Origin of the sequence: Pseudacidovorax intermedius, assembly GCF_001476815.1 — a bacterium.
Classification (GTDB): Bacteria; Pseudomonadota; Gammaproteobacteria; order Burkholderiales; family Burkholderiaceae_C; genus Xenophilus; species Xenophilus intermedius_A.
Genome location: NZ_LDSL01000051.1, coordinates 144,861 through 167,068, shown reverse-complemented (window position 1 = coordinate 167,068; position 22,208 = coordinate 144,861). Strand labels below are relative to the sequence as shown.

Genomic DNA, 22,208 nt, shown 5'->3' with positions numbered 1-22,208 from the left:
CTGATTTTCTCATCCTCGCATACTGACGCTGAAATGGGCCTCTCCAACGTCGCCCAGTTCTCGCAGGCTAAAAAGCCTGGCTTTATCGAAGGCCGCGGCCCAGAGGCCGGCCAAGCGAATCTCTTCCTTGCTGAGGTCTTCGGCGCTGCTGTCTTGCGCGGCCTCGAACGCGCGCAGGGCGGGCGCCAAGTCATCGCCAAGCAGCTTCTCCAACTCGCGCGCGAAGCGGCCTTCTGCGCTTTGCAGAATGTCGACAGGCGTGCCGACAGGGGTGTCGTTGAGACGGGCAGTGATGGACATGAAACCTCCGATCAGAAGGGGGCGGGGGAACGGACAACGTCGACGGGCCCGATGCCGTCGTACACCACGACGCCGCTGGAACTGGTGACGATCCACCGCTCATTGATGCCCTCGCCGGGCGCGATGTCGTAATCCTCGGGCGCCAGAGGCAGCACGATTTCATCTTTGATGCGGTCGCTGTACCAGGCAGGGACGCGGAGCAGGGTCGGGTGGCCGAGGGTCATGGTTCAAGGTGTAGGGATGAACTTCGCGAGCTGCGTCCACTGCACCGGATCTAGCTCTTCGTCCCCTTGGCACGGACGCAGCAGCCATAGCTGGGAGAACTCGTGAACCCGGTTCTCGATCGCCTCCAGCTCTATGCCGGCGATTAGCAGGCCGAGACTGGCCGGGCAAGGCAGCAGGACAGGGTCAGCCATCATCAGCGGCGTTCGGTGTGTGCTGATGCCGACCCCTACGCGAACCTCAATGCGCCGGATGAAGCGCTGAAAGTTGTTGTGCGGCCAGACGGCCACCTCCACGCGTCCTCGCACGGGTGCCGGGTATTCGGACCGTCGCAGGCGCATGCCTTTCGAACGTAGAGTGCGGATTTCGCAGAACACTGGGCAAATATACAGTAGTTCGCTAGACTGGCGCCATGGACAAACGAGACGACGAAATTTGGATCGCGGCGTGCGCCCACCGCCTGCAGCAGCACTGGCGCACGGTCGAGTCAAGCGAGCTGGCGGCCACGGCAAGGCAGATCGCCGACGACCCTGAGCTGCGCGCCATGGCGCCCAGCACCGCCGCGGCGCGTTGGCTCGCGCCCGTGGAGGCGCCGGCGCGTGGGCATTGACCAGGCGCTGATCCTCGTCTGTGGCGCGCTGGCCGCTTGGCTGTCACAGGACATGAGCCGGGCCCGGGCGCGTTGGGCGTGCGTGTTCGGTCTGGCCTCACAACCCTTTTTCCTGGCCGCCACTTGGCAGGCCGGTCAGCTGGGCATGTTCGCTCTGGCTTTGCTGTATACGGCGGCATGGGCGCGCGGAGCATGGTCCTACTGGCTGCGGCCGGCGCTGCGCCGCAGAATGTGACGAATGTGCAATCGATACGTCGCGCCCACTGAACTGGAAATGGAACGGCTCTTTCACATCGGCCGCGCCAATCCCGTCCCCTGGCCTCGGACGATCTTCCCGCGCAGCCCTGGCCCTTTCATTCGGCGGACCCGCGAGGACGCCGGCTACTCCCGCGAACTGGTCGTAGGGCAGTGGGGCCTGATCCCATGGTTCGCCAAGGAGCCACGGTTGAAGTATTCGACCAACAACGCGCGCAGCGAAGAGCTGGAAGCCAAGGCCACTTTTCGCGACCCGTGGAAGCGTGGACAGCGCTGCGTCATCCCGGCCCTGACCTTCGACGAGCCGAACTGGGAGACGGGCAAAAACCAGTGGTGGACGTTTCGCCGCGCCGATGGCGCGCCGTGGGGCCTGGCTGGACTGTGGAACATCTGGACAGATCGGTCCACGGGCGAAGTCCATGAAAGCTACACGATGCTGACCATCAACGCGGACGCCCATCCGCTGATGAGCCGCATGCACAAGCCCGACCCCAAGCTGCCGCCGGACCAACAGGACAAGCGAAGCGTGATCCCTCTTGAGGCGAGCGATTGGGACCAGTGGCTCGCCGGCACCACGGCCGATGCGCGCGCCCTGCTGCGCCTGGCGCCCGTCGACGTCTTCGATGCACGACCAGCAGAGGAATCAGCATGAATATGCAGCTCGATGTCTTCTATCCGCCGGCGCCGCCCGCGCAACTGGAGGCGGCGCGCGCGGCGGCGCTGGCGGTCTTTGGAGCAGCCGACGTCGATCCCTACAACGCGTGGCTGGCGTGGGCCGAAGAACTGAGGTGGCTGGAGTGCGGCTGCGATGACGCGTACCGCCCCAGCGACAACGCGCGCCGGCTGATGGATCTGCATTCGCGCGCGCAGATGGCAGCGAATTCGGTGCTCGGCGTCTCGGATGGCGAGGTCGTCACACTCGACTTTGTGGAGCGGTGAAAGGACGCCTCCGGCTGCGGGAATGAGAGTCCGCCAGGGCGCATGCGGACGCGCTCGGAATGCAGCCAAAAATTCCCACGAACACGCCGCAAACCCGCATGGATGCTGGGTTGCGCCTCTAGATTGTGATTCCTGAAGTCGCGGGGAAAGCTGAAGCTCTTTGTGAGCGAGTTGGTCTGCGTCTGCTCCGAACGCAGCCTGACCGGCCACTTTGGGCCCAACTCGGTCTTTCGCTCGGAGGGCGGGATAAACCGGAAGCTGTCACTCAACGATTCAATGATCGTTGTATAGTTGATCTATGGAAGAAGCTGACGCCGTCCGATCTCTCGCCGCCTTGGCACAAGTCCTGCGCCTGCGCCTGTTCCGCGCGTTGGTCGTCGCCGGGCCCGAAGGCCTGACCCCAAGTGCACTGGCCGACCACTTGGACGTAGCCGGCAACACGCTGTCGTTCCATCTCAAGGAGCTGACGCATGCCGGCCTGGTGACGCAGGAGCGGCAGGGCCGCAACCTGATCTATCGAACCTCGTTCAACACGATGAACGAACTTATGGAGTATCTCAGCGAGAACTGCTGTGGGGGCGAGGCGTGCTCCACCACCGACGCGGCAGCTTCCTGCCGCTGCTGATCACACCTAACGATGACCATGAACGCAACCGTGCGCCCTTTGAACGTCCTGTTCCTCTGCACCCACAACTCGGCCCGCAGCATCCTGGCCGAAGCCCTGCTGAACGGCATGGCCGGCGACCGCTTCCGCGCCTTCTCGGCCGGCAGCAGCCCGCGCAACAACCAGCGGCCCAACCCGCTCGCGCTGGAGGCGCTGCAACGGGTCGGCATGTCCACCGAAGGCCTGCGCAGCAAGAGCTGGGACGAGTTCGCCAAGCCCGACGCACCCCACATGGACCTCATCATCACCGTATGCGACAACGCGGCCGGCGAGGTGTGCCCGATCTGGCCAGGCCACCCCGCTATGGCCCATTGGGGCTACGCCGACCCGTCCGAGGTGCAGGGCAGCGCGGAGGAGAAACAGGCCGCGTTCCGCAAGACGCTGCACGCCATCCGCCACCGCGTCGAGCTGTTCATCAACCTGCCTGCTGCCGCCATCGACAAGCTGTCGCTCCAGCGGTCCGCACGCGATCTGGCCAAGCGCTGATCGCGCGCGGCTAACCTCTCCTGCGGCCCTGCCGGGCCGAAGCCCCGTCCCCTTAAGAGGCCCCTGCCATGCTCGCGGCTATCCTGATCTTTCTCTTCACGCTGGTGCTGGTCATCTGGCAACCGCGAGGCCTGGGCATCGGCTGGAGCGCATCGCTGGGCGCGCTGCTGGCCCTGGTCTTCGGTGTGGTGCACCTGGCCGACATTGCCGTGGTGTGGGGCATCGTCTGGAACGCAACTGCCACGTTCGTGGCCGTCATCATCATCAGCCTGCTGCTGGACGAAGCCGGCTTCTTCGAGTGGGCCGCGCTGCACGTGGCGCGCTGGGGCGGCGGAAACGGCCGCCGGCTGTTCGCCTTCATCGTGCTGCTGGGCGCAGCGGTGGCGGCTTTGTTCGCCAACGATGGCGCCGCGCTGATCCTCACGCCCATCGTCATGGCGATGCTGGTCGCGCTGGGGTTCTCGCCGGCCGCAACCCTGGCGTTCGTCATGGCGGCCGGGTTCATCGCCGACACCGCCAGCCTGCCGCTGATCGTGTCCAACCTCGTCAACATTGTGTCGGCCGACCTCTTCGATATCGGCTTCAACCAGTATGCGGCTGTGATGGTGCCGGTCAACGTCGCCGCCGTGCTGACCAGCCTGTTGGTCCTGCTGCTGTACTTCGGCCGGCGTGTGCCGGCGCGCTACGACCTGGCCCAGCTCAAGACGCCAGCCCAAGCCGTCCGCGACCCGGCCACGTTCCGAGCCGGCTGGGTGGTACTGATCCTGCTGCTGGTCGGCTTCTTCGGTCTGGAGCCACTGGGCGTGCCGGTCAGCGCGGTCGCAGCCGTGGCCGCCGTGGTGCTGCTGGCCGTTGCGGCCAGGGGCCACGTTATCAGCTCACGCAAGGTGCTGCACGGCGCGCCCTGGCAGATCGTCGTCTTCTCGCTGGGTATGTATCTGGTGGTCTACGGTCTGCGCAACGCTGGGCTGACCGACCGCGTCGCCGCGCTGCTGGATGTGTTCGCGCAGGGCGGCATTTGGGGCGCGGCCATCGGCACGGGCGTGCTTACAGCCCTACTGTCCTCGGTCATGAACAACATGCCCACGGTGCTCATTGGGGCGCTGTCCATCGACGCCTCGCAAGCCAGCGGCCTGGTCAAAGAGGCCATGGTTTACGCCAACGTCATCGGCTGCGACCTCGGCCCCAAGATCACGCCGATCGGCAGCCTGGCCACGCTGCTATGGCTGCACGTGCTCCAGAAGAAGGGGACCACCATCGCCTGGGGCTACTACTTGCGCGTGGGCATCGTGCTTACGTTGCCCGTGCTGCTGGTCACGCTGGCGGCCCTCGCCCTGCGCCTCAGTGTGGCTTGAGCCTGGGCCGAGCGCTTGCACCAATCAACAAGAAACCGACCATGAGCAACATCACGATCTATCACAACCCTGCCTGCGGCACCTCGCGCAACACGCTGGCGATGATCCGCAACAGCGGCGTTGAACCTCAGGTCATCGAGTACCTGAAGACGCCGCCCGACCGCGCCACGCTGGTGCGGCTGATCGGCGCCATGGGCATCACGCCGCGCGAGCTGCTGCGCAAGAAGGGCACGCCCTACGAAGCACTCGGCCTGGACAGCACCTCGTGGACCGATGCGCAGTTGATCGACTTCATGGTGCAGGAGCCCATTCTCATCAACCGGCCCATCGTCATCACGCCGCTGGGCACGCGCCTGTGCCGGCCTTCGGAGGCCGTGCTGGACCTGCTGCCGCAGCCGCAGCAAGGCGCCTTCACCAAGGAAGACGGCCAGGCCGTCATTGACGCCAAGGGAGCACGCATTGCAAAGCCCTGAGCTGCCCAACATCGAAGCGGACCACTTCCGCAGGCCCGACCTGGCCCAGCTGCTGCCGGCCGAGCGCGCGACCCATCCACCGCGCATCCTGCTGCTGTACGGCTCGGTCCGTGAGCGCTCCTACAGCCGGCTCGTGATCGAGGAAGCGGCGCGGCTGCTGCAGGCCATGGGCGCCGAGCCGCGCATCTTCGATCCGCGCGGCCTGCCGCAGCCCGATGGCGCGCCAGAGGACCATCCTAAGGTGCAGGAATTGCGCGACTTGGCGGAGTGGTCCGAGGGCATGGTGTGGTGCTCGCCCGAGCGCCACGGGGCCATGACCGGCATCATGAAGTCGCAGATTGACTGGATTCCGCTCTCCAACGGATCGGTGCGACCCACGCAGGGCAAGACCTTGGCTGTCATGGAAGTGTCCGGCGGCTCGCAGTCCTTCAACGCGGTAAACCAACTGCGCGTGCTCGGCCGCTGGATGCGTATGCTGACCATCCCCAACCAGTCGTCCGTGGCCAAGGCCTTCGCCGAGTTCGCCGAAGATGGCCGCATGAAGCCCTCGCCTTATTACGAGCGCGTGGTGGACGTGATGGAGGAATTGGTGAAGTTCACGCTGCTGACGCGCGACTGCGCGAGCTACTTGGTCGACCGCTACAGCGAGCGGCGCGAGAGCGCTGAGGCGCTGTCCAAACGGGTCAATCTTCGCAGCATCTGACGCCAAAACTGCTGCTCGACAGCGGACGCAGGCGGTCGACCGCTTGTGGCCGATTGCGGCCATGTAGGTGGCGTGTCAGATGGTCTCACAACGTTCTCATCCGCGGGAATCAACAGCACAGACACGCTACCAGCAATTACTCCCACTGCTGCTTAGTTGCCTCCGCTGCGAGCAGCTGGCCCTGAGCATTTATTTGGAGCAGGCGACCCACGCCGCCCTTTGCCACCAGCATGATCTCTATGATGCCTTTTGGAGTTTCTGTCGGCCGCACCCCGGCGCGATAGATGACGATCCGTTGAAAGGTATCCGCGACCAGTTGACGAGCCCGAACGCGAGCGTCGTAATCCTGTGCCTCGACGCCCTCAGCTAGTCGTTGCCAGGCGGCATCCGCCCCCGCCAAGTCAACGCGCGCCAGCGCGGCCAGTTCACGCTCGGCGGCGCTCAAATCTTTCTCTGCCTCTACTTGCTCGGCCTCTAATGATCGTGCGCGGCGGGCGAAAGTTAGTGGCGCGCCGCCATCCGCCCCAGCCTGCAAGATCGCGTCGGTGAGCCGTTCAATTTGCTGAGTCAGTTCGGCGAGCTTTGCGCGGGCGGCTGCCACGCGAGCCCTGGGGCCGCTGGAGCGATCACCGCCGTACAGCGCCTGAAGGTTGAGCATGTCGCTGCAGTAAGTCATCAGGGCGCGCTCAATCGGTGCAACCGAAATGGTCATAGGTTTGATGGTGCAGTCAGCGTTCTTGTACGTGATGCAGTTCAACCGTCGGTGCCCATCGTGAATGCCGCCGTCGGCTCGGCGGTTACGGGTGCCGATGTTCTGGCCGACCATTGCATGGCCGCAGTACCCGCATACAGCAATGCGAAGGCCTGTGATGAGGTGCGGCACAACGGACTTGCCAGCCCGGCGCACGCGAGAGTGAGCTACCGCCTGAAGGTCATCCCATTCCGCCGGAGTCAACAGAGCGGGGTAGTAACCAGGCAGTCGGTATGTGGTTCCATCGACCGCAATCTCTTTCTCGCCCAGCAAGGCGCGCTGCTGTATGAGGCGGTAGATCTGCAGCGACTGCGGCCCCGAGTCCGTCATCTGTAGGCCCTCGTTCGCAAGGTGCAGTGTGATGCGCCGGGGGCTGTAGCCGCGGCGGTACAGGTCCAACGCAGTGCGAACGGCTTCTACCCGCTCAGGGACCAATTCAAACTTGCCATCGACAAGCCGCGTCCATGCCGGATCCTTCCCGTTGCGCACTATGCCGCGGAAGGTGCCAGCGAGCCAGCCCTCGCACTGCTTGCTAATCGCTGCCTTGACGCGCTTGCTCTTCGTGTCGGATTCCTCGTGTGCGCGAATCATGACCAGCAGCGAGTAGACAAGGTCCATCGGGTTGGCCTTGAGTCGTTCCCGGCTGTAGGCCTTCCCGTCGCTGGCCGTCACCACGGTGATGCCGGCATTTACAATTTGGGCCAGTTGGGCCTGGGCCTGGATCGGCTCGGCCCGGGAGAGTCTGTCCAGGCCTTCCACCACAAGCACGGAGCCGGCCGGCACCTTGCCAGACTCGACAGCGGCCAGAAACACCCCAAGCGCACCCGACTTCACGTGCCGTTGGTGGTAGGCCGAGAGCCCCTCATCTTGCAGCGTCAACGATTCGTCGAGCCGCAGACCGTGCTCTGCGGCCCAACGTGCCGCATAGGCCGCCTGACGCTCTGCACTCGTGCCCTTAGCTTGGCGCGGGTCCGAAAAACGCGTGTAGCTATATACCAGTCCTGACAATGAACACCCCAACGATGACCGACGAGCAGAAGCGCGCCCCGAGTGTAGGTTTCATATCGCTCGGGTGCCCGAAGGCCCTGACCGACTCCGAGCTGATCCTCACCCAGCTCAGCGCCGAGGGCTACCAGACCTCCAAGACCTTCCAGGGCGCCGACCTGGTGATCGTCAACACCTGCGGCTTCATCGACGACGCGGTCAAGGAAAGCCTGGACACCATCGGCGAGGCGCTGGCCGAGAACGGCCGGGTGATCGTCACCGGCTGCCTGGGCGCGAAGAGCGGCGGCAGCGGCGGCAACCTGGTGCGGGAACTGCATCCTGCGGTGCTGGCCGTCACCGGCCCGCATGCCACGCAGGAGGTGATGGACGCCGTCCATGCCAACCTGCCAAAGCCGCACGACCCCTTCGTCGACCTGGTGCCGCCGGCCGGCATCAAGCTCACGCCGCGCCACTATGCCTACCTGAAGATCAGCGAGGGCTGCAACCACCGCTGCACCTTCTGCATCATCCCGTCCATGCGCGGCGACCTGGTGTCGAGGCCCATCGGCGACGTGCTCAAGGAGGCCAAGGCGCTGTTCGAGGGCGGCGTCAAGGAACTGCTGGTGATCAGCCAGGACACCTCGGCCTATGGCGTTGACATCAAGTACCGCACCGGTTTCTGGGACGGCAAGCCGGTGCGCACCCGCATGCTGGACCTGGTGGCGGCGCTGGGCGACATCGCCGAACCCTACGGCGCCTGGGTGCGGCTGCACTACGTCTACCCGTACCCGAGCGTGGACGAGATCATCCCGCTGATGGCCGAAGGCCGCGTGCTGCCCTACCTGGACGTGCCGCTGCAGCACAGCCATCCGGACGTGCTGCGCCGCATGAAGCGTCCCGCCAGTGGCGAGAAGAACCTGGAGCGCATCGCGCGCTGGCGCGAGATGTGCCCCGAGCTGGTGATCCGCAGCACCTTCATCGCGGGCTTCCCGGGCGAGACGGAAGCGGAGTTCGAGCACCTGCTGGACTTCGTGCGCGCCGCCGGCATCGACCGCGCCGGCTGCTTTGCCTACAGCCCGGTGGAGGGCGCCACGGCCAACGACCTGCCGGGCATGCTGCCCGCCGAAGAGCGCGAGGCGCGCCGCGCCCGCTTCATGGCGGTGGCCGAGGCCGTGTCGGCCCAGCGGCTGCAGCGCCGCGTGGGCGCCACGATGCAGGTGCTGGTGGATTCCGCGCCGGGTCTGGGCCGCAAGGGCGGCGTGGGCCGCAGCTATGCCGATGCGCCCGAGATCGACGGCGTGGTGCGGCTGCTGCCGCCGGAGAAGGTCAGCAAGACGATGAAGGTGGGCGAGTTCACCAAGGCGCGCATCGTCGCCGCCGAAGGCCACGACCTGGTGGCGCTGCCAATCTGAGGCGCCGGCAGGGCGGGGCGGTGCAGCCCCTTGCCCGATGCCTTGCGCGTCGAACGCCTTGAGCGCCAAAACAAAAAGGCCACCCGAAGGTGGCCTTTTTGCTGTGTCTTGGTGCCCAGGAGAGGACTCGAACCTCCACGATGTTACTCGCTAGTACCTGAAACTAGTGCGTCTACCAATTCCGCCACCTGGGCTCAATATTCTTCGCTTTCGCGAAAAACATATCCGTTTCAGGAAAGCCTGCGATCATAACAGCATTTTGAAGCGGTAAGCAACTCTGCGCCGTCGATCATCTGCGGTGCCATTCGAAGTGGCCTGGCAGCGAACCGCCTGGGCCGTCGAGCGCCGCAGAGGCTCTCACAAATAAGAAAGCCGCCGGGGTTGCCGGCGGCTTTGCTGTGTGTTGGTGCCCAGGAGAGGACTCGAACCTCCACGATGTTACTCGCTAGTACCTGAAACTAGTGCGTCTACCAATTCCGCCACCTGGGCCAATTTCTGTCGTACCCTAGAGGGGTTAACGTCAAAAATTTCGTATGCGTTTCAGGAAAGAAGGAGATCATATCAAAAATCCCGCAGTTGCCAACCCCCTGTTGGAAGAGTTCGAGGGAACGGTGCAAGGCCACCGTGACGGCCACGGTTTCGTGCAACGCGACGATGGAGAAGCCGATGTGTACCTGCCGCCCAACGAGATGCGGGCGGTGCTCCACAAGGACCGGGTCAAGGCGCGCATCGTGCGCACCGACCGGCGGGGCCGCCCCGAGGGGCGGGTGGTCGAGATCGTGGAGCGTCCGGCCCAGCCCATCATCGGGCGGCTGCTGAACGAAGGCGGCGTGTGGCTGGTGGCGCCGGAGGACAAGCGCTACGGTCAGGACGTGCTGATTCCCAAAGGCGCCACCGGCACCGCCAAGACGGGCCAGGTGGTGGTGGTCGAGTTGACCGAGCCACCGGCGCTGTTCGGCCAGCCGGTGGGGCGCGTCTCCGAGGTGCTGGGCGAGATCGACGACCCCGGCATGGAGATCGAGATCGCGGTGCGCAAGTACGGCGTGCCGCATGTGTTCTCCGACGAATGCCTGGCCGAGGCCAAGGCGCTGCCCGACAAGGTGCGGCCCACCGACCGCCGCAACCGCATCGACCTGCGCGACGTGCCGCTGGTCACCATCGACGGCGAGGACGCACGCGACTTCGACGATGCGGTGTACTGCGAGCCCATGAAGATGGGCCGCGGCAAGACGGCCAAGACCGGCTGGCGCCTGCTGGTCGCCATCGCCGACGTCAGCGCCTATGTGAAGACCGGCTCGGCCATCGACATCGATGCCTACGACCGCGCCACCAGCGTGTACTTTCCGCGCCGGGTGATCCCGATGCTGCCGGAGAAGCTCTCCAACGGCTTGTGCTCGCTCAATCCCGACGTCGACCGCCTGTGCATGGTGTGCGACATGGTGATCACCGCCGACGGCGAGATCCACGCCTACCAGTTCTATCCGGCCGTGATGCACAGCCATGCCCGCTTCACCTACACCGAGGTAGCGGCCATCCTGGCGAACACGCGCGGCCCCGAGGCCGGCCGCCGCAAGGAGCGGGTGCAGGACCTGTTGAACCTGGCCGACGTGTACCGCGCGCTGCTGGCCCAGCGCAGCAAGCGCGGCGCCGTGGACTTCGAGACCACCGAGACGCAGATCGTCTGCGACGAATCGGGACGCATCGAGAAGATCGTGCCGCGCACGCGCAACGAGGCCCACCGCCTGATCGAGGAGGCGATGCTCGCCGCCAACGTCTGCAGCGCCGACTTCATCGCGCAGAGCAAGCACCCGGGCCTGTTCCGCGTGCACGAAGGCCCCACGCCGGAGAAGAAGGAGATCCTGCGCAACTACCTGCGCGCCATGGGTGTGGGCATGTCGATCACCGACGAGCCGCATCCCTCCGAATTCCAGGCCATCGCCGAGGCCACCAAGGGCCGGCCCGATTCGCAGCAGATCCACACCATGCTGCTGCGCTCCATGCAGCAGGCGATCTACACGCCGATCAACAGCGGCCACTTCGGCCTGGCCTACGAGGCCTACACGCACTTCACCAGCCCGATCCGGCGCTATCCCGACCTGCTGGTGCACCGCGTGATCAAGGCCATCCTGGGCGGTTCGCGCTACCAGCTGCCGGCCCTGCCGACGCCGGGCGAGGCGCATGCCAAGCTGGCCAAGCGCCTCGCCTCGCGGGTGAAGGCGCCGACGCAGGCGCCGGCCAAGCTGCCGGCCGCACAGACCAAGGAGACGCAGGCCTGGCAGGCCGCCGGCCTGCATTGCAGTGCCAACGAGCGCCGCGCCGACGAGGCCAGCCGCGACGTCGAGGCCTGGCTCAAATGCAAGTACATGCGCGAGCACCTGGGCGAGGAATTCGGCGGCGTGGTCACCGCGGCCACCACCTTCGGCATCTTCGTCACGCTGGACGCGATGTACGTCGAGGGCCTGGTGCACATCACCGAGCTGGGCGGCGAATACTTCAAGTTCGACGAGGCCCGGCAGGAACTGCGCGGCGAGCGCACCGGCATCCGCTATTCCATCGGCACGCGCGTGCGGGTGCAGGTGAGCCGCGTCGACCTGGACGGTCGCAAGATCGACTTCCGCCTCGTGCGCGAGGGTGACGACCTGACGGCCCGCGCCATGCGCGACAAGGGCGTGGCGCCGCAGGGCGTGCCGGCCAAGGCGTCCGACAAGCGGCAGTCCCGGCAGCGGGCGGAATCGCGCTCGGCCACGCGCACCAATCCGGTCACCTCGCCCATCCAGGCGTTGAAGTCGGCCGTCAAGAACGCGGCGGGCAAGGTCAAGAAGAAGCGCAGGCCGCCGCGGCCCTGAGCCCTGAGCCCAGTTCGCTTTCCGTCCAATCCTTTCAAGAGACTGAACGCCCGTCATGCGCTCGTATCTTCGCCGCCTGCGGGTGGCGCAGGTGGCGGGCGGACCACGCGGGCGCCGATGCCATGAACGACAAGACATCCTCTTCCGCGGCCCGCGCGCCGCGCATCGCCATCGTCACCGGCGCGGGCACCGGCATCGGCCGGGCCGCGGCGCTGGCGCTGCTGGCCGACGGCTGGTCCGTGGTGCTGGCCGGTCGCCGGCCCGAGCCGCTGGAGTCGGTGGCCGACGAGTCCGGCGCCGGCGCGCGCGTGTTCGCCGTGCCCACCGACGTGACCCGGCCCGAATCGGTGGACGCGCTCTTCGCCGCCACGCTGCAGCGCTACGGCCGCGTCGACCTGCTGTTCAACAACGCCGGCGTGAGCAACCCGCCCGGCCCGTTCGAGGACTGGACGCCCGAGCAGTGGAAGGGCGTGGTGGACATCAACCTCAACGGCATGTTCTATTGCCTGCAGCGCGCCTTCCGCGCGATGCGCGACCAGACGCCGCGTGGCGGCCGCATCATCAACAACGGCTCCATCTCTGCCCACACGCCGCGGCCCAACTCCATGGCCTACACGGCCACCAAGCATGCCGTGGCCGGTCTGACCAAGACCGCGGCGCTGGATGGCCGCAAGTACGACATCGCGGTGGGCCAGGTGGACGTGGGCAACGCCCTCACCGAGATGGCCGCCAAGTTCCAGCGCGGCGTGCCGCAGGCCACGGGCGAGATCGCGGTCGAGCCGACGATGGACGTGAACGTGGTGGGCCAGTCGGTGCTCTACATGGCCAACCTGCCGCTGGAGGCCAATGTGCTCTTCCACACCGTGATGGCGACCAAGATGCCCTTCGTCGGGCGAGGCTGAGGCCGGGCGTCACCGCACCTGCTGCGGCACGGCACGGCCCAACGGATGCGGGTCAGCGCTGCACCAGGCCCCGGCCGGCTTCCCGTGCGAGCTGCGTGGCACTGAAGGGCCGGCCTGCCGGCCAGCCATCGGCCACCGCGCCATGCCACCACACGGCATGGGCGGCCGCGTCGGCCGCCGCCAGGCCGGAGGCGAGGGCGGCGCCCACCATGCCGGCCAGCACGTCGCCCGTTCCGCCGGTCGCGAGCCGTGCGTTGCCGGTGGGGTTGATGCGCGGCGTCGAATCCGGGCTGGCGATGACGGAGCCCGATCCCTTGAGCACGACGGTGCAGCGGAAGGCATCCGCCAGCCGGCGGGCGGCGCCAAGGCGGTCGTCCTGGACCGCCGGCGTGTCGGTGCCCAGCAGGCGCGCGGCTTCCAGCGGATGGGGGGTGAGCACCGTCGGGCGGCCGGTGGCCGCCCGCGCGCGCAGGGCATCGTGCAGTCGCCGGTCCGCCGCCAACGCGTTGAGTCCGTCCGCATCGAGCACCAGCGCGGCGGCCTGGTCGATGGCCGTGGGCAGCAGGTCGCCGAGCGCCGTCCCCGCGCCGCAGCCGCACACGACGGTCAGCCGGTCCAGCGGCAGCGTGCCGGGCGCCCGCAGCATCAGCGCATACTCGGAGGCCAAGGCGGGGGCGTCCGCCTCCAGCAGGCCGACGAAGACCCGGCCCGCCCCCGCATGCAGCGCCGAGGTGGCGGCCAACAGGGCGGCACCAGTCATGCCCGGCGCACCGCCGATCACCGCCACGTCGCCGAAGCTGCCCTTGTGGCTGTCGTGCGGCCGGGCGGCCGGCGCCGGACGGCCCGACAGGAAGGCATCCGGCGGCGTCGATGACGGGTCGATGCCCAGGTCGTCGAACCACACCTCGCCGGCCAGGTCGCGGCCCTTGGCGGTGAAGAGGCCGGGTTTGACGGTCAGCAGGCTCAGGCAATGGCGCGCAGCGGCGCCTGCGGCACCCAGCTCGGCGGCGAACTGGCCGGTGTCTGCATCCAGGCCGCTGGGCAGGTCGACGCTCAGCACCGGGGCGGTGCCGGCGTGCATGCGCCGCAGATGGGCGAGCAGGGGGCCTTCGGGGGGGCGCGTGGCGCCCAGGCCCAGCAGGGCGTCGATGGCCAGGTCGAATTGCGCGGGCGCCTGCGCGGCAAGCGGCACGCCGGCCTGCCGCAGGCGTTGGCCGGCGTCGGCCGCGTCGGGCGGCAGCCGCGCAGCGTCGCCGTTGAAGCTCACCGCGACCGGGCGACCCAGCCGGTGCAGTTCGAGGGCCGCCTCGAAGCCGTCGCCGCCGTTGTTGCCCGGGCCGCAGGCGATCCAGATGCAGCGTGCATGCGGCGCCAGTGCCATCGCCAGGCGCGCGACCGCCACGCCGGCACGGCGCATGAGCGTGTGCGAGGGCAAGGCGCCGGCCGCCGCGCGCTCGATGGCGCGCGAGGCGGCCGTGCCGTGCAGCGGTTGGGGGAGGGTGAGGTCGAGGCGATGCAGTCCCATGCCGGCGAACTTACCGCGTCCGGGCGCCGCGGCCCAGTGCCGGGCGGTCGTCGGCAGGGCGGCGCTGCCCGGCACGTCGCGTCGGACAACAGGCCGTCAGCGGCGCAGCAGGCGCTCGATGCCCAGGCCGTCGATGTCGATTTCGGGCTCGCGGCGGGCGATCTGGTCGGCCAGCACGCGCGCGCTGCCGCAGGACAAGGCCCAGCCGCTGGAGCCGTGCCCCAGGTTCAGCCAGACGCCCGGCACGCCGCTCGCGCCGACGACGGGCGGGCCGTCCGGCAGCATGGGCCGCGCGCCTTTCCACTGCTGCACGCCCATGGACAGGTTCGCGCTGCCGGGAAACCAGTCGCTCAGCACCTTGTAGAGCGTGGGCAGGGCGGCCGGGTGGATGCGGTCCGCATGGCCGCCCAGTTCGGCGCCGCCCGCCACCCGCAGGCGCTGGCCCTGCCGGGAGATGGCAACCTTGTAGCGTTCGTCCATGACGGCGCTGCGCGGCGCGTTGAGCGGCTCGCGGATCGGCGCGCTGATCGAATGGCCGTAGACCGGCGCCATCGGCAGGTCGATGCCCAGCGGCGCGAGCAGATGGGCCGAACCCAGGCCGGCGCAGACCACGATGGCGTCGTAGGCCACGGCGGGCGAGCCGGCCGACAGGCTGAGCGAACGCGGCTGGGCGCGCGACAGCGGCGCGATGTCGCAGCCGAAGTAGAACTGTGCGCCCAGCGACTCGGCATGGCGCTTGAGCAGCATGGTGAACTGTCGGCAGTTGCCCACCTCGTCCTGCGGCAGGTGGATGGCGCCGGCCAGCGGGGTCTGGGTGGACAGCCCGGGTTCGAGCGCGCGTGCGGCATCGGCGTCGACCAGTTCGAAGACGGCCCCGGCCTCCCGCAGCAGTTCCAGCCCGGGCTGCACCAGCTTCTGCTCGCGGGCGCCGCGCAGCAGCACCAGGTAGCCGTCGCTGCGCTCGTAGACCAGTTCGCAGGCATCGACGATGCCGTGCAGTCGCAGCCGGCTGTAGAAGGCCAGGCGCTGCATGCGGCCACGGTTGGCCAGGTAGGTCTCCAGGCGGCAGGCGCGCTGCCAGGCGCGCATGAAGGCGAAGTCGCGCCCCGCCAGCGGCCAGCGCAGCTTGACCGCCCCGTGGGCGGACAGCAGCGATCGCAGCACCTTCATGCGCATGCCGGGCGCCGCCCAGGGTGTGACGTAGCCGGGCGCGACCACGCCCGCATTGGCGAAGCTGGATTCCTCTGCGGCCGCCTGGCGGCGTTCGAAGACGTCGACTTCGTGGCCGTCGCAGGCCAGTTCCCAGGCAGTGGTGACGCCGATGATGCCGGCGCCCACGATCGCGATTTTCATTGGAGGCGGAGAGGAGGGCGGTGGCGCCCCTGACGACGCGCCGATGAGCGGAGCATAGTGCAGCAACGTGCAGCCGCCCGGCCCGGCGGACGCCGCGTCGCATGAAATGTTGCGACAGCGTCAAGAGTGTGGCGGCCGGACGTCGAAAGGCGCGGCCGCGCCGCCGTGGTACACTCCCGCGGTTTCGCCGGCCAAGGTCTTCGCCTTTCTTGACGACCTGCCGAGCGCCTGCCACCCCCGGTGGCGGGCCTGCCGGCGGAATTCATCCGCGAACCAGCCCATTCAAGGTGTTCGCCGCCCGGCCCTTTTGCTGCCGGTCGCGATATGCGGGCTGGCTTCAAGACCCAACCTTTGGAGAACTGCAATGTCCACCACCATGCGTGAGATGCTGGAAGCCGGCGTCCACTTCGGCCACCAGACCCGTTTCTGGAACCCCAAGATGGCACCGTTCATCTTCGGCCACCGGAACAAGATCCACATCATCAACCTGGAAAAGTCGCTGCCGATGTTCCAGGACGCGCAGAAGTACGCCAAGCAGCTGGCTGCCAATCGCGGCACCATCCTGTTTGTCGGCACCAAGCGCCAGGCCCGTGAAATCGTCTCCGACGAAGCCCGCCGCGCCGGCATGCCCTTCGTCGAGACCCGTTGGCTCGGCGGCATGCTGACCAACTTCAAGACGGTCAAGACCTCCATCAAGCGCCTGAAGGACATGAAGGCCCAGCAGGAAACCGGCCTGGAAGGCATGTCCAAGAAGGAACAGCTGACCTTCACCCGCGAGATCGAGAAGCTCGAGAAGGACATCGGCGGCATCCAGGACATGAACGCCCTGCCGGACGCCATCTTCGTGATCGACGTGGGCTTCCACAAGATCGCCGTGTCCGAAGCCCGCAAGCTGGGCATCCCGCTGATCGGCGTGGTCGACTCCAACCACTCGCCCGAAGGCATCGACTACGTGATCCCCGGCAATGACGACTCCTCCAAGGCGGTCGCCCTGTACGCCCGCGGCATCGCCGATGCTGTCATCGACGGCCGCAACAATGCCGCTGCCGACGTGGTCAAGGCCGTCGCCGAAGGCGAAGGCGACGAATACGTCGAAGTCGAAGACAACGCTTCCGCCTCGGCCTGATTTCCAAGGCGGTCCGGAGAAGGGGCTTCGTGGCCCCTTTTTCGTTCCTCTGGCTACTGAAAACGATCTACGGAGTTAAGACATGGCAGCAATTACCGCAAGCATGGTCGCCGAGCTGCGCGCCAAGACCGATGCCCCCATGATGGAGTGCAAGAAGGCCCTGACCGAGGCCGAAGGCAACATGGAAAAGGCCGAAGAGCTGCTGCGCGTCAAGCTGGGCAGCAAGGCCGGCAAGGCTGCCGCCCGCATCACCGCGGAAGGCGTGGTCGCCGCCAGCATCGAAGGCAATGTCGGCGCGCTGGTCGAAGTCAACAGCGAAACCGACTTCGTGAGCAAGAACGACAGCTTCATCGCCATGGCCCAGGCCGCGGCCCAGCTGGTCGCCAAGCACAACCCGGCCGACGTGGCCGCCCTGGGCGCGCTGGCGTACAGCCAGGACGGCTTCGGCCCCACGCTGGAAGACGTGCGCAAGGGCCTGATCGGCAAGATCGGCGAGAACATGTCGATCCGCCGCTTCAAGCGCTTCGACAGCGGCGCCAAGCTGGCTTCCTACCTGCACGGCACCCGCATCGGCGTGGTCGTCGAGTACGAAGGTGACGACACCGCCGCCAAGGACGTCGCCATGCACGTGGCCGCCATGAAGCCGGTCGCGCTGTCGTCGAACGACGTGCCCGCCGAGCTGATCGAGAAGGAACGCGCCGTGGCCGCGGGCAAGGCCGAGGAAGACCGCAAGGCCGCCGAAGCCGCCGGCAAGAAGCCGCAGCCCGAGGACATCGTCGCCAAGCGCATCGAAGGCGGCGTGCAGAAGTACCTCAAGGAGGTCTCGCTGTTCAACCAGGCCTTCGTCAAGAACGACAAGCAGACCGTCGAGCAGATGCTCAAGGAAAAGGCAACGACCGTGAAGGGCTTCACCCTGTACGTGGTCGGCGAAGGCATCGAGAAGAAGGTCGACGACTTCGCGGCCGAAGTCGCTGCACAGGTGGCTGCCGCCAAGGCCGGCGCCTGATTGCCCGCGCAAGCGGTGGCGTGCCCTGTAACGGGGCGTGCCACCGCTTTTTTCTTGCGCCCCACCACGTACACTCCTTCCCGCCTTCACTTTCTGCACCAATTGCCTATGCACGACGCCGCCCCCGCCCACAAGCGCATTCTTCTCAAGCTGTCGGGTGAGGCGCTGATGGGCGACGACGCCTTCGGCATCAACCGCGCCACCATCGTGCGCATGGTCGAGGAAGTGGCGGAAGTGGTGCACCTGGGCGTCGAGGTGGCGGTGGTCATCGGCGGCGGCAACATCTTCCGCGGCGTCGCAGGCGGTGCCGTCGGCATGGACCGGGCCACGGCCGACTACATGGGCATGCTGGCCACGGTGATGAATTCGCTGGCCCTGGCCGATGCCATGCACAAGCAGGGCCTGACCGCCCGCGTCATGTCCGCCATCGCCATCGACCAGGTGGTCGAGCCCTATGTGCGGCCCAAGGCGCTGCAGTACCTCGAAGAGGGCAAGGTGGTGGTGTTCGCCGCCGGCACCGGCAACCCCTTCTTCACCACCGACACGGCCGCCGCGCTGCGCGGTGCGGAAGTGGGCGCAGAACTGGTGCTCAAGGCCACCAAGGTCGACGGCGTGTACAGCGCCGATCCCAAGAAAGACCCGTCGGCGACGCGCTATTCCTCGCTGTCCTTCGACGAGGCGATCTCCCAGAACCTCGGCATCATGGATGCGACCGCCTTCGCGCTGTGCCGGGACCAGAAACTGCCCATCAAGGTGTTCTCCATCTTCAAGCCGGGCGCGCTCAAGCGCGTGGTGTTGGGTAAAGACGAGGGCACGCTGGTGCACGTCTGAGAACAAGAGAAGACATCATGACCATTGCCGACATTCGCAGCGGGACCGAAGCCAAGATGAAGCAGACGCTGACGGCGCTGCAGGGCCATCTGGCCAAGATCCGCACCGGCCGCGCCAACCCGGCGCTGCTGGACAGCATCCATGTGGACTACTACGGCTCGCCGGTGCCGCTGTCGCAGGTGGCCAACGTGTCGCTGCTCGACGCCCGCACCATCAGCGTCCAGCCCTGGGAAAAGGGCATGGGCGCCAAGATCGAGAAGGCCATCCGCGAGAGCGACCTGGGTCTGAACCCGGCCAGCATGGGCGACCTGATCCGCGTGCCGATGCCGCCGATGAGCGAGGAGCGCCGCAAGGAAATGACCAAGCTGGCGCGCAACGAAGGCGAGAGCGCGAAGGTCGCCACCCGCAACCTGCGCCGCGATGCCAACGAGGCCGTCAAGAAGCTCGTCAAGGACAAGGCCGCCTCCGAGGACGACCAGAAGCGCGCCGAGGCCGAGATCCAGAAGATGACCGACCGCTACATCGCGGAGATCGACAAGCTGGTCGCGGCCAAAGAGGCCGACATCCTGGCCGTCTGAAGCAGCGTCCACCCGCCGCTCGCTGCCGTCGTTCACCGCCTTGCCCGCGCCGCCGGGCCCAGGAACTGCCCCGCCCATGAAAGCCCAAGGTCTGCCGCGCCATGTCGCCATCGTGATGGACGGCAACGGGCGTTGGGCGACGCGCCGTTTCCTGCCCCGCGTGGCGGGCCACCGGCAAGGCGTCGAATCCCTGCGCCGCTGCGTGCGTGCGTGCGCCGAGCGGGGCATCGAGGCCCTGACGGTGTTCGCCTTCTCCTCGGAGAACTGGAACCGTCCCAAGGACGAGGTGTCCGGCCTCATGGACCTGCTGCTGCTGGTGCTGCAGCGCGAGGTGCCGCGGCTGGCCGCGGACGGGGTGCAACTGCATTTCGTCGGCGACCGCACGGGCCTGTCGGCCCGCCTGGTCTCGGGCCTGGCCAAGGCCGAGAGCGACACGGCGTCCAACACCCGGCTGGTGCTCAACATCTGCTTCAACTACGGTGGCCGCTGGGACATTGCCCAAGCCGCCGAGCGGCTGGTGCGCGAAGGCCTGCCGATCACCGAAGTCAACCTGAACCGGGCCATGGCGCTGGCGCATTGCCCGGACCCGGACCTCGTGATCCGCACCGGCGGCGAGCAGCGGCTGTCGAACTTCCTGCTGTGGCAGAGCGCCTATTCGGAGTTGTACTTCACCGACTGCCTCTGGCCCGAGTTCGACGAGGCCGCGCTGGACCATGCGATCGAGGCCTTTCGCAGCCGCGAGCGGCGCTTCGGCAAGACCTCGGAGCAGGTCGGGGGCGCGCAGCCGCTACCGCTTCAAAGCCAGGTAGCCTGACCCAGCACCGACATGCTCAAGCAACGCATCATCACGGCGCTGGTCCTGCTGGCCATCCTGCTGCCGGCACTGTTCTATCCGTCGCCCGAACCCTTCGCCGTCGTCATGCTGGTGCTGGTGGCCGCGGCGGGCTGGGAATGGGGGCGGCTCAACGGCTACCGCCAGGGCATCGCCGTGCTGTTCGGCGCCGAGATGGTGCTGCTGTGCGGGCTGTCGTGGTGGCTCGGCCTGCTGTCGCGGCCGCTGCCCATCTTGTGGTCGGTGGCGGGGGCGGCGTGGGTGCTCGGTGGTGCCGCGCTGCTCAAGCTGGCGGTGCCCGGCTGGCCGCACATTCCCAAGGCGCTCCGGGTCGTCGGCGGGCTGCTCGCCCTGTGGGCCGCCTGGCTGGCGGCGGTGCAGGCCCGCATGGTGGGCATCAACTTCCTGCTGTCCATCCTCGTGCTCGTGTGGGTGGCCGATGTGTTCGCCTATTTCGCCGGGCGGGCGTTCGGCCTGCGCTTCACGCGCAACAAGCTGGCGCCGGCCATCAGCCCGGGCAAGAGCTGGGAAGGCGTGTGGGGCGGCATGATCGGCGTGGTGGTGCTGGCCCTGTGCTGGGTCTGGGCCGACCGCGCGGCGGCTGCCGCGGTGCCGAGCCTTTACTCGCATCTGGCGGGGCGGGGCTGGTGGCTGCTGCTGCTGGGTGTGGTCTTCCTGGCCGCCATGAGCGTGGTGGGCGACCTGGTCGAGTCGCTCATCAAGCGCAGCGCCGGCGCCAAGGACAGCAGTGGCCTGCTGCCCGGCCACGGCGGCGTGCTCGACCGCATCGACGCGCTGCTGCCGACCCTTCCGCTGGCGATGATGCTGGCGTCCCTGGCCTGATCCTCAAGGTATTCCGGTGAGACAACGCGTGACGATCCTCGGGGCCACCGGCTCCGTGGGAACCAGCACCCTGGACGTGGTCGCGCGCCACCCCGAGCGTTACGAAGTCTTTGCGCTGACCGCCGCCCGGCGGGTGGATGAGCTCGCGGCGCAGTGCCTGCGCTTCCGGCCGCGCTTCGCGGTCATGGCCGACGAGGCCGCGGCGCGCGAACTCGCGGCCCGGCTGGAGGGGGCGCAACTGCCGACGCGCGTGCGGAGCGGTGCCGCCGCACTCGACGAAGTCGCGGCGCATCCCGAGGTGGATGCCGTCATGGCCGCCATCGTGGGCGCCGCCGGCCTGGCCTCCTGCCTGGCGGCCGCGGCGGCCGGCAAGCGCCTGCTTCTGGCCAACAAGGAGGCGCTGGTGGTCGGCGGCGAGTTGTTCATGGCCGCGGTGCGCCAGGGCGGCGCCACGCTGCTGCCCATCGACAGCGAGCATTCGGCCATCTTCCAGTGCCTGCCCGAAGACCCGGCCGCCTGGCCGGCGCGGGTGGACCAGATCATCCTCACCGCCTCCGGCGGGCCTTTCCGGCAGCGCGATCCCGCGACGCTGGGCGATGTCACGCCGGAACAGGCCTGCGCCCATCCCAACTGGGTGATGGGTCGCAAGATCTCGGTCGATTCCGCCACGATGATGAACAAGGCCCTGGAGGTGATCGAGGCGCGGCACCTGTTCGGGCTGCCGTCCTCGCGCATCCAGGTGGCGATCCACCCGCAGAGCATCATCCATTCGATGGTGCAGTTCGTGGACGGCTCGGTGTTGGCGCAGTTGGGGACGCCCGACATGCGCGTGCCCATCGCCTGCGGCCTGGCCTGGCCGGAGCGGGTGGAAAGCGGCACCCGGCGGCTCGACTTCCGTCAGATGGCCGCCATGACCTTCGAGGAAGCGGACCCTGTGCGCTTTCCGGGCCTGCAACTCGCGTGGCAGGTGCTCGAGGCGGCCCCCGGCACGCCGGCGGTGCTCAATGCCGCCAACGAGGTCGCCGTGGCAGCCTTCCTGGAAGGGCGGCTGCGCTTCGACCGCATCCATGCGGTCAATGTCGAAACTTTGGCGGCGGTGACGCCCTCCAACCCGCAGTTCCTGGCCGACCTGCTGGCGCTGGATGCGCAGTCCCGGCGTGCCGCCGAGCAGGCGGTCGGCCGGATGTCGTCCTGACCCGCCTTCCTATTTTG

25 protein-coding genes and 2 tRNA genes are annotated in these 22,208 nt (G+C 67.6%); 19 read left to right on the top strand and 8 right to left on the bottom strand.

Annotated elements, in window-relative coordinates; translation table 11 throughout:
- Positions 1–9 precede the first annotated feature (9 nt).
- Genes NS331_RS08400 through NS331_RS08390 form a run of 3 tightly spaced genes read right to left on the bottom strand, consistent with a single transcriptional unit; the run spans position 10 to position 818 of the window.
- A complete protein-coding gene (locus tag NS331_RS08400) occupies positions 10–300 on the bottom strand; it encodes a hypothetical protein (protein ID WP_058641539.1) in 291 nt (96 codons plus the stop codon).
- A gap of 11 nt (positions 301–311) precedes the next feature.
- The gene (locus tag NS331_RS08395) at positions 312–524 is read right to left on the bottom strand and encodes a hypothetical protein (RefSeq protein ID WP_058641538.1); all 213 of its coding nucleotides are present in this window, start codon (positions 522–524) and stop codon (positions 312–314) included.
- 3 nt (positions 525–527) lie between these two features.
- On the bottom strand, positions 528–818 hold the full coding sequence (locus tag NS331_RS08390) for a hypothetical protein (protein ID WP_058641537.1): 291 nt from the start codon (positions 816–818) through the stop codon (positions 528–530).
- Between the two features lie 116 nt (positions 819–934).
- Between NS331_RS08390 and NS331_RS08385 the strand changes: the two genes are divergently transcribed.
- The 9 genes from NS331_RS08385 to arsH all read left to right on the top strand — a co-directional run bounded on the left by NS331_RS08385 (position 935) and on the right by arsH (position 6,007).
- Positions 935–1,132 carry a hypothetical protein gene (locus tag NS331_RS08385; RefSeq protein ID WP_058641536.1) on the top strand — a complete coding sequence of 66 codons (198 nt, stop codon included), beginning with the start codon at positions 935–937 and terminating at the stop codon, positions 1,130–1,132.
- Positions 1,122–1,367, top strand: coding sequence for a hypothetical protein (locus NS331_RS08380; protein WP_058641535.1), 246 nt, complete (start codon positions 1,122–1,124; stop codon positions 1,365–1,367). The genes NS331_RS08385 and NS331_RS08380 overlap by 11 nt, the downstream gene beginning before the upstream one ends.
- 3 nt (positions 1,368–1,370) lie before the next feature.
- Positions 1,371–2,039, top strand: a complete 669-nt coding sequence (locus NS331_RS08375; RefSeq protein ID WP_058641534.1) for an SOS response-associated peptidase — start codon at positions 1,371–1,373, stop codon at positions 2,037–2,039.
- On the top strand, positions 2,036–2,326 hold the full coding sequence (locus NS331_RS08370; RefSeq protein WP_153012783.1) for a hypothetical protein: 291 nt from the start codon (positions 2,036–2,038) through the stop codon (positions 2,324–2,326). The genes NS331_RS08375 and NS331_RS08370 overlap by 4 nt, the downstream gene beginning before the upstream one ends.
- Before the next feature lie 298 nt (positions 2,327–2,624).
- Positions 2,625–2,951 (top strand): ArsR/SmtB family transcription factor, encoded by a 327-nt coding sequence (locus NS331_RS08365; protein ID WP_058641532.1) that lies wholly within the window; start codon positions 2,625–2,627, stop codon positions 2,949–2,951.
- Positions 2,952–2,969: 18 nt separating this feature from the next.
- Complete coding sequence (locus tag NS331_RS08360) at positions 2,970–3,476, top strand: arsenate reductase ArsC (RefSeq protein WP_058641580.1); 507 nt, start codon at positions 2,970–2,972, stop codon at positions 3,474–3,476.
- A gap of 68 nt (positions 3,477–3,544) precedes the next feature.
- Positions 3,545–4,831: an arsenic transporter gene (locus NS331_RS08355; protein ID WP_058641531.1), complete on the top strand. Its 1,287-nt coding sequence runs from the start codon at positions 3,545–3,547 to the stop codon at positions 4,829–4,831.
- 41 nt (positions 4,832–4,872) lie between these two features.
- The gene (gene arsC / locus NS331_RS08350; RefSeq protein WP_058641530.1) at positions 4,873–5,304 is read left to right on the top strand and encodes an arsenate reductase (glutaredoxin); all 432 of its coding nucleotides are present in this window, start codon (positions 4,873–4,875) and stop codon (positions 5,302–5,304) included.
- Positions 5,291–6,007, top strand: coding sequence for an arsenical resistance protein ArsH (arsH, locus tag NS331_RS08345; RefSeq protein WP_058641529.1), 717 nt, complete (start codon positions 5,291–5,293; stop codon positions 6,005–6,007). Before arsC ends, arsH begins: the two co-directional genes overlap by 14 nt.
- A 136-nt stretch (positions 6,008–6,143) precedes the next feature.
- On the opposite strand, the gene NS331_RS08340 is transcribed toward arsH, so the two are convergent.
- Positions 6,144–7,766, bottom strand: coding sequence for a recombinase family protein (locus NS331_RS08340; protein WP_058641579.1), 1,623 nt, complete (start codon positions 7,764–7,766; stop codon positions 6,144–6,146).
- Between NS331_RS08340 and rimO the strand changes: the two genes are divergently transcribed.
- On the top strand, positions 7,766–9,154 hold the full coding sequence (rimO, locus tag NS331_RS08335; protein ID WP_440589371.1) for a 30S ribosomal protein S12 methylthiotransferase RimO: 1,389 nt from the start codon (positions 7,766–7,768) through the stop codon (positions 9,152–9,154). The genes NS331_RS08340 and rimO overlap by 1 nt on opposite strands.
- A 109-nt stretch (positions 9,155–9,263) precedes the next feature.
- Here rimO and NS331_RS08330 read toward each other — a convergent pair.
- Both NS331_RS08330 and NS331_RS08325 read right to left on the bottom strand, forming a co-directional pair.
- Positions 9,264–9,348 (bottom strand) — tRNA-Leu (locus tag NS331_RS08330).
- 210 nt (positions 9,349–9,558) lie between these two features.
- Positions 9,559–9,643 (bottom strand) — tRNA-Leu (locus NS331_RS08325).
- Between the two features lie 44 nt (positions 9,644–9,687).
- On the opposite strand from NS331_RS08325, the gene rnr reads away from it, so the two are divergent.
- Positions 9,688–12,000 carry a ribonuclease R gene (gene rnr, locus NS331_RS08320; protein WP_058641527.1) on the top strand — a complete coding sequence of 771 codons (2,313 nt, stop codon included), beginning with the start codon at positions 9,688–9,690 and terminating at the stop codon, positions 11,998–12,000.
- A 122-nt stretch (positions 12,001–12,122) separates the two neighbouring features.
- Positions 12,123–12,902: an SDR family oxidoreductase gene (locus NS331_RS08315; protein ID WP_058641526.1), complete on the top strand. Its 780-nt coding sequence runs from the start codon at positions 12,123–12,125 to the stop codon at positions 12,900–12,902.
- Between the two features lie 52 nt (positions 12,903–12,954).
- Here the strand turns inward: NS331_RS08315 and NS331_RS08310 are convergent, their stop codons facing one another.
- Together NS331_RS08310 and NS331_RS08305 are read right to left on the bottom strand one after the other, a co-directional pair.
- Positions 12,955–14,421, bottom strand: a complete 1,467-nt coding sequence (locus NS331_RS08310; protein WP_440589374.1) for an NAD(P)H-hydrate dehydratase — start codon at positions 14,419–14,421, stop codon at positions 12,955–12,957.
- 102 nt (positions 14,422–14,523) lie between these two features.
- Complete coding sequence (locus NS331_RS08305; RefSeq protein ID WP_058641524.1) at positions 14,524–15,780, bottom strand: D-amino acid dehydrogenase; 1,257 nt, start codon at positions 15,778–15,780, stop codon at positions 14,524–14,526.
- Between the two features lie 364 nt (positions 15,781–16,144).
- On the opposite strand from NS331_RS08305, the gene rpsB reads away from it, so the two are divergent.
- The 7 genes from rpsB to ispC all read left to right on the top strand — a co-directional run bounded on the left by rpsB (position 16,145) and on the right by ispC (position 22,191).
- Positions 16,145–16,906, top strand: coding sequence for a 30S ribosomal protein S2 (gene rpsB, locus NS331_RS08300; protein ID WP_058641523.1), 762 nt, complete (start codon positions 16,145–16,147; stop codon positions 16,904–16,906).
- Between the two features lie 82 nt (positions 16,907–16,988).
- Positions 16,989–17,912: a translation elongation factor Ts gene (gene tsf / locus NS331_RS08295; RefSeq protein ID WP_058641522.1), complete on the top strand. Its 924-nt coding sequence runs from the start codon at positions 16,989–16,991 to the stop codon at positions 17,910–17,912.
- A 108-nt stretch (positions 17,913–18,020) separates the two neighbouring features.
- Positions 18,021–18,743, top strand: coding sequence for a UMP kinase (pyrH, locus tag NS331_RS08290; protein WP_058641521.1), 723 nt, complete (start codon positions 18,021–18,023; stop codon positions 18,741–18,743).
- Positions 18,744–18,760: 17 nt separating this feature from the next.
- The gene (frr, locus tag NS331_RS08285; RefSeq protein WP_058641520.1) at positions 18,761–19,321 is read left to right on the top strand and encodes a ribosome recycling factor; all 561 of its coding nucleotides are present in this window, start codon (positions 18,761–18,763) and stop codon (positions 19,319–19,321) included.
- 76 nt (positions 19,322–19,397) lie between these two features.
- Positions 19,398–20,135 carry a polyprenyl diphosphate synthase gene (gene uppS / locus NS331_RS08280; RefSeq protein ID WP_058641519.1) on the top strand — a complete coding sequence of 246 codons (738 nt, stop codon included), beginning with the start codon at positions 19,398–19,400 and terminating at the stop codon, positions 20,133–20,135.
- Between the two features lie 12 nt (positions 20,136–20,147).
- The gene (locus tag NS331_RS08275; protein ID WP_058641518.1) at positions 20,148–20,996 is read left to right on the top strand and encodes a phosphatidate cytidylyltransferase; all 849 of its coding nucleotides are present in this window, start codon (positions 20,148–20,150) and stop codon (positions 20,994–20,996) included.
- Between the two features lie 16 nt (positions 20,997–21,012).
- A complete protein-coding gene (gene ispC / locus NS331_RS08270; protein ID WP_058641517.1) occupies positions 21,013–22,191 on the top strand; it encodes a 1-deoxy-D-xylulose-5-phosphate reductoisomerase in 1,179 nt (392 codons plus the stop codon).
- Positions 22,192–22,208: the final 17 nt, after the last annotated feature.

What these genes read in the sequence shown, in the direction of transcription:
- NS331_RS08305 (WP_058641524.1), bottom strand. Translation starts at nt 15,780, where the DNA reads ATGAAAATCGCGATCGTGGGCGCCGGCATCATCGGCGTCACCACTGCC.
- rpsB (WP_058641523.1), top strand. Translation starts at nt 16,145, where the DNA reads ATGTCCACCACCATGCGTGAGATGCTGGAAGCCGGCGTCCACTTCGGC.
- NS331_RS08315 (WP_058641526.1), top strand. Translation starts at nt 12,123, where the DNA reads ATGAACGACAAGACATCCTCTTCCGCGGCCCGCGCGCCGCGCATCGCC.
- arsC (WP_058641530.1), top strand. Translation starts at nt 4,873, where the DNA reads ATGAGCAACATCACGATCTATCACAACCCTGCCTGCGGCACCTCGCGC.
- frr (WP_058641520.1), top strand. Translation starts at nt 18,761, where the DNA reads ATGACCATTGCCGACATTCGCAGCGGGACCGAAGCCAAGATGAAGCAG.
- NS331_RS08355 (WP_058641531.1), top strand. Translation starts at nt 3,545, where the DNA reads ATGCTCGCGGCTATCCTGATCTTTCTCTTCACGCTGGTGCTGGTCATC.
- uppS (WP_058641519.1), top strand. Translation starts at nt 19,398, where the DNA reads ATGAAAGCCCAAGGTCTGCCGCGCCATGTCGCCATCGTGATGGACGGC.
- NS331_RS08365 (WP_058641532.1), top strand. Translation starts at nt 2,625, where the DNA reads ATGGAAGAAGCTGACGCCGTCCGATCTCTCGCCGCCTTGGCACAAGTC.
- NS331_RS08275 (WP_058641518.1), top strand. Translation starts at nt 20,148, where the DNA reads ATGCTCAAGCAACGCATCATCACGGCGCTGGTCCTGCTGGCCATCCTG.
- NS331_RS08385 (WP_058641536.1), top strand. Translation starts at nt 935, where the DNA reads ATGGACAAACGAGACGACGAAATTTGGATCGCGGCGTGCGCCCACCGC.
- NS331_RS08395 (WP_058641538.1), bottom strand. Translation starts at nt 524, where the DNA reads ATGACCCTCGGCCACCCGACCCTGCTCCGCGTCCCTGCCTGGTACAGC.
- pyrH (WP_058641521.1), top strand. Translation starts at nt 18,021, where the DNA reads ATGCACGACGCCGCCCCCGCCCACAAGCGCATTCTTCTCAAGCTGTCG.
- NS331_RS08370 (WP_153012783.1), top strand. Translation starts at nt 2,036, where the DNA reads ATGAATATGCAGCTCGATGTCTTCTATCCGCCGGCGCCGCCCGCGCAA.
- rimO (WP_440589371.1), top strand. Translation starts at nt 7,766, where the DNA reads ATGAACACCCCAACGATGACCGACGAGCAGAAGCGCGCCCCGAGTGTA.
- tsf (WP_058641522.1), top strand. Translation starts at nt 16,989, where the DNA reads ATGGCAGCAATTACCGCAAGCATGGTCGCCGAGCTGCGCGCCAAGACC.
- NS331_RS08360 (WP_058641580.1), top strand. Translation starts at nt 2,970, where the DNA reads ATGAACGCAACCGTGCGCCCTTTGAACGTCCTGTTCCTCTGCACCCAC.
- rnr (WP_058641527.1), top strand. Translation starts at nt 9,688, where the DNA reads ATGCGTTTCAGGAAAGAAGGAGATCATATCAAAAATCCCGCAGTTGCC.
- NS331_RS08400 (WP_058641539.1), bottom strand. Translation starts at nt 300, where the DNA reads ATGTCCATCACTGCCCGTCTCAACGACACCCCTGTCGGCACGCCTGTC.
- NS331_RS08375 (WP_058641534.1), top strand. Translation starts at nt 1,371, where the DNA reads ATGTGCAATCGATACGTCGCGCCCACTGAACTGGAAATGGAACGGCTC.